This window comes from Intrasporangium calvum (assembly GCF_028446585.1).
Lineage (GTDB): Bacteria > Actinomycetota > Actinomycetes > Actinomycetales > Dermatophilaceae > Intrasporangium > Intrasporangium calvum_A.
Genome location: NZ_JAPFQL010000131.1, coordinates 1 through 5195, shown reverse-complemented (window position 1 = coordinate 5195; position 5195 = coordinate 1). Strand labels below are relative to the sequence as shown.

At 72.3% G+C, this 5195-nt stretch carries 5 protein-coding genes; 1 reads left to right on the top strand and 4 read right to left on the bottom strand.

All coding sequences use genetic code 11. From position 1 onward, the window contains the following. Both OO014_RS18770 and OO014_RS18765 read right to left on the bottom strand, forming a co-directional pair. The coding region (locus tag OO014_RS18770; protein WP_272463852.1) for an LLM class flavin-dependent oxidoreductase at nucleotides 1–880 on the bottom strand (880 nt) is incomplete at its 3' end. Between the two features lie 58 nt (nucleotides 881–938). Next, a complete protein-coding gene (locus OO014_RS18765; protein ID WP_272463851.1) occupies nucleotides 939–1352 on the bottom strand; it encodes a DUF732 domain-containing protein in 414 nt (137 codons plus the stop codon). 27 nt (nucleotides 1353–1379) lie between these two features. Between OO014_RS18765 and OO014_RS18760 the strand changes: the two genes are divergently transcribed. Further along, nucleotides 1380–1661, top strand: a complete 282-nt coding sequence (locus OO014_RS18760) for a hypothetical protein (RefSeq protein ID WP_272463850.1) — start codon at nucleotides 1380–1382, stop codon at nucleotides 1659–1661. Between the two features lie 48 nt (nucleotides 1662–1709). Here the strand turns inward: OO014_RS18760 and OO014_RS18755 are convergent, their stop codons facing one another. Together OO014_RS18755 and mptB are read right to left on the bottom strand one after the other, a co-directional pair. Next, entirely contained in the window at nucleotides 1710–2924 is a 1215-nt protein-coding gene (locus tag OO014_RS18755; RefSeq protein WP_272463849.1) for a pyridoxal phosphate-dependent aminotransferase, read from the bottom strand. 77 nt (nucleotides 2925–3001) lie between these two features. Continuing rightward, entirely contained in the window at nucleotides 3002–5173 is a 2172-nt protein-coding gene (mptB, locus tag OO014_RS18750; RefSeq protein ID WP_272463848.1) for a polyprenol phosphomannose-dependent alpha 1,6 mannosyltransferase MptB, read from the bottom strand. Between the last annotated feature and the right edge of the window lie 22 nt (nucleotides 5174–5195).

Sequence of the window (5195 nt, the reverse complement as noted above, 5' to 3'; positions counted from 1 at the left end):
CGAAGGAGACCCGCGTCATCTCGGCCACGGCCGACCGCTCGGCCGGCGACCACGAGGCGAGCAGCTCGGCGGGTGACGCGTCCGCCGGCGGCCGCAGCCCACTGCGCTGGTTGGTCACGATGCCGCGGAACCGGTCGAGGACCGACGTGAACAGCCGCTCGGCCTCGACCTGGGTGTCGGCCACCATGACGTTCGCGCCGGCCATCGTCCGTGGCTCGTCCAGGCCGTTGGGCAGCGGGGACGGCTGGAAGCCGCGGCGGTAGACATCGAGAGCGCTCATCAGCGCGGCCGGCGCGAAGTGCGACGCGAAGGAGTAGGGCAACCCGAGTGCGGACGCGACCTGTGCACCTCCGTGGCTCGAGCCGAGGACCCAGATGGGCACGTGGGTGCCCTCGCCGGGGATGGCCCGGACCGCAGCCCTCGGGTCGGGGTCGCCGAGATAGCCCTGGACCTCCTCGACCTCGGCCGCGAAGTTCATCGCCGCCATCTCGTTGCGGCGCAGCGCCCGCGCGGTGGGCTGGTCGGTCCCGGGAGCGCGGCCGAGCCCGAGGTCGATGCGTCCGGGATACATCGTCGCGAGCGTGCCGAACTGCTCGGCGACCACGTAGGGAGCGTGGTTCGGCAGCATGATGCCGCCGGCACCGACCCGGATGCTCGAGGTGTGGCCAGCGACGTGCCCGATGAGGACCGCCGTCGACGAGGACGCCACGCCGCGGAAGTTGTGGTGCTCCGCCATCCAGTACCGGCCGTAGCCCCACCGCTCGGCGTGCTGGGCCAGGTCGACCGTCTGCGCGATGGCCTCCGCGGCCGAGCCGCCCTCGGCGATCTGGACGAGGTCGAGGATGTTGAGCTGCGCGCGAGGACTGGTCCGATGGGTCACGGTGGTGCCAACCGCGCGGGAGGGCCGGTTTCTTCCGCGCCCTCCACGCGGTGAGACGTCACGGAAGCTTCAGGCCGGTCACCTGCTCCTCGTAGTCCGGACAGAGCCCCTCCACCGCAGCAGCCATCAGCTGCTTGGTGCGCAGCTGGTCGCCCTCGTTGCCGAGCGGCTTGCCCGCCCCGTCCACGGCGATCTCCTCCAGCGTGGCGCCGTTCTGCAGCGCCCAGCACACGGTCGTCCCGGTCTCGATGTCGTCCGCCACGGTCTTCCCCGTGACCATTGCGCCCCGCTCCCGAGCGAGGAGGACGAACCGCGCCTCCTCGCCACTGATCGTCGGTCGGGCCGCCGCGACGTCGGGCGGCAGGTCGGTCAGGCCGGGCATCTCCTCCGTGCACCCGGCGAGCACCGCGACCAGGCCGAGCGCGGCGGCGGCCAGGCCAGCGCGCCGGGGGAACCGGGATCGGACAGTCATCTGGGTCTCCATCACTAGGCTGAACGCGTGTCTGCAGCCGATCATCCCTCACGCCTCGGCGGCGCGAGGCTCGCGGAGGAGGCGCCGCTGGCCCGCGCCGCGCTGGCCGCGTCCCTCGTGGGAGTCGTCTTCGGCTTCTGCTTCGCCCCGCAGCTGATCGGCCTGGCCCTCGGCGGCCTCAGCATGGCCCGCGAGCCGCGGGGACGGCGCCACGCCGCCGTGGCCATCGCGCTCGCCCTCGCCCTGGCAGTCGCCTGGGCCGTCGTCCTCGGGGCCCTGCTCAAGTGGTGGGCCGCCACCCGCCTCTGACGCAGGCGAACGAGCCTGGCTCGCGGACCGAGCCCAGCGGCATACGGCCTATTGGGAGTAGGTGGACAGGAAGCGCTCGATCCGCTGCATCGCGTCCTCGAGCTCCTCGACCCGCGGGAGGAAGACGAGGCGGAAGTGGTCGTGGGACGGCCAGTTGAACCCCGTCCCGTGCACGACGAGGAGCTTCTCCTCGCTGAGGAGGTCGAACGCGAACCGCTCGTCGTCCCGGATCGGGTGGACCTTCGGGTCGAGCCGGGGGAAGAGGTAGAGCGCGCCCTGCGGCTTGGTGCACGAGACACCGGGGATCTGGTTGAGCATCTCCCACGCCTTGTCACGCTGCTCGAGGAGGCGCCCGCCCGGGTGGATCAGCTCGTTGATCGACTGGTAGCCCCCGAGCGCCACCTGGATGGCGTGCTGCGCGGGCACGTTGGCGCACAACCGCATGTTGGCGAGGACGTCGAGGCCCTCGATGTAGCTGCGCGCGTGCTCCTTCGGCCCGGTCAGCGCGAGCCACCCGGAGCGGAAGCCCGCGACGCGGTACGCCTTGGACAGGCCGTTGAAGGTGAGGCAGAACAGGTCGGGAGCGAGCCCGGCGATGGACGTGTGCTTCGCGCCTTCGTAGAGGATCTTGTCGTAGATCTCGTCGGCCATGATGATCAGCTGGTGCTTGCGGGCCAGCTCCGCGATGCCCTCGAGGACGTCGACCGGATAGACGGCGCCGGTCGGATTGTTGGGGTTGATCACGACGATCGCCTTGGTGCGATCGGTGATCTTGCTCGCGATGTCGTCGAGGTCGGGCGCCCAGCCGGCCTGCTCGTCGCAGATGTAGTGGACCGGGGTGCCGCCTGCCAGCGACGCAGCTGCGGTCCACAGCGGGTAGTCCGGTGCCGGGATGAGCACCTCGTCGCCGTTGTTGAGCAGGCCCTGCATCGCCATCACGATGAGCTCGCTGACGCCGTTGCCGAGGTAGATGTCCTCGATGTCGAGGCGCGGGAACTCACGGACCTCGTAGTGCTGCTTGATCGCCCTTCGGGCGCTGACGATGCCCTTGCTGTCGCTGTAGCCCTGCGCCGTCGGCAGGGCGCGGATCACGTCGACGAGGATGTCCTCGGGAGCCTCGAAGCCGAAGGGCGCCGGGTTGCCGATGTTGAGCTTGAGGATCCGGTGGCCCTCGTCCTCGAGCCGCTTGGCCTCGGCGAGCACCGGCCCCCGGATCTCGTAGCAGACGGACGCGAGCTTCTTGGACTGGGACACGAGACGCATGGGGTACAGGCTCTCAGGTGCTTCCGGCAGAGGTCGCGTGATTCTCGTCATGTGACCCCCTCAGGCCAGGGCGGCCCTCAGTGGAGGAGGCATGCCAACGAGTTGGCCGGGCTGGTGAGGGTGAGGCGGACGCCCACCTCGCCCGTCGGAGGGGTGACCTCGGCGGTCAGCTCGCGCCCCTCCTCCACCTGGTGCAGGACCACGCCGTCCGCCGCCGTGTCCCGCAGCCAGTTCAGGGCCCGCAGCTCCGTCTCCATCTCGTCGACGGTCGGCCCGCTGATCTTCCCCCAGGTGACTTCCACCCAGGCCTCGTCGGTGACCCCGCAGGGTGGCCTCGAGCTGGTCGCCAACGCCGGGAAGTCCGAGGTGACCGCCCGGGCGCGATCGCGCAGGGTCCAGAGGGCCGCGGCATCCTCGACGGCGACCTGTGCGGTCCAGCTCCAGACGGCGACGCCGATGATCGCGAGGAAGACAGCCGAGAAGAAGAGCGGGAGACCCTTCTGGCGCGGGCGTCGGGGCGCGGGGGCAGGAGGGGGCTGGGGGCCGGAGTCCATCTCCGGCTCGGGCTCGAGTGACCAGCTCCGCTGCGAAGGCTCGGCCCTGCGGCGCACCCCACCATCATTTCCCACCGGAGCCGTGGTGAGAGGCCGATCGAGCGCAATCAGTCCGGGCCATTCGGTGCGACGACCCCACCGGACCGCTGCCCGCAGGAGGAGGACGAGAGCGACGACCGCGATCGGGACGCCGACCGCGGTCGTCGTGAGGCCGAGGCTGTAGCCGTCGGGGAGCTGGGCGAAGCAGAGGATCGTGGCTGCGACGGCGAGCCAACGTCGGGTCGCCGGGTCGGTGTCGCCGTCGCCGTCGCGGTCGGTGGCGGCTAGGAGGGGCAGCGCCCAGAGGAAGTACCAGCCCAGGAACGCCGGGGCGAGAACGATGACGGCGAGGAAGGCCCAGCCGGCACCCCGCACGATGCGCCGGCGCCACGCCACCGCTGTTTCGCCCGCTGGGGCGTCCGCCGCCGAGCGGCGGGCGGGTTCGGGCTTGGCGGCCGCCAGCCAGATGAGCACGAGGACGAGACCCAGCACCACGAGCGCGACCAGGCGGGACGCGGCAATGGCGGGGTCTCGCCACTCCGGGCGTCCGAGGACGTGCCCGACCGCCCCGACCGCCATGCCCAGGGCGGTCGGCAAGGAGGTCCACTGCTCGTTGCGGCCGGGAGTGGCGCCAGGGTTGAGCCAGGCACCTCCGAGTCCCGCGGCCCGGGTGACCAGCGCCATCGGGATCGCGGCGGCGACCGCGGTGAGGGCAAGACCGGCCGCGACGTCCCCGCGCCGGAACGGGAGCGGCACGTCGTCCGGTGCTGCGGCGTCCGCACTGCGGAGCCTGGCGAGGTGGCGAGCCCAGAGCAGCGCGACGAACGGCAGCGCGACGACTGCGGTGACCTTGACCATGGCGCCGAGTGCCACGGCGACGACGGCGACGACGAGGCGGCCGCGCAGCGCGAGGGCGAAGCCCGCCATGACCGCAGCCACCATCACCGCGTCGTTGTGGGCGCCGCTGACGAAGTGGGCCGCCACGAGCGGAGTCGCGACGGCGAGCCACGCCGCGGGGCGCCCCGGCGCGCCGACCTGGCGCGCCACGTCCGCGACCGCCCAGGCCAGCAGGACCACGGCCGCGACCGCGACGAGACGCAGCAGCAGGAGCGCCACCCAGAGCTGCTCACCGGCGAGCGTGGCCGCGGCGCGGGCGATCACCAACCACACCGGCCCGTACGGCGAGGGCGTCTCGAGCCAGGTGGGTGCGGTCGACTCCCGCCACGGCGACGCCAGGTCCTCGACCCCGTGCTCGTAGGGGCTGAGCCCCTCGGACCACAGGGCGCCCTGAGCGGCGTAGGAGTAGAGGTCGCGGCTGTAGAGCGGCGCCGACCCGATGAGCGGCGCGAACCACAGCGCGGCCGTCCCCCACCACCAGCGTTCGCTCACGACGGCCGTCCGCAGCCGCCACCAGGCGAGCACCAGGGCTCCCATGGCCAGGACCGACACGGTCGCGGCCAAGGGGGATCCGCCCGACTCCGCCGTCGGGGCCAGGCCCGGCCAGAGGATCCGGGTGTGCAGCGTGGGTCGTGAGCCGGACCCCCAGGACGAGGCGGCCAGGGCGGCAGCGGCAGCCAGGCCGAGGAACCGCCAGGCGGTGGCCGTGCGGTGCCCGGCGCCCGTGCGATGCGCGGCGGCCCCCGCTGGCTCAGTCATGGGTGATGGGTTCGTCTCCCCA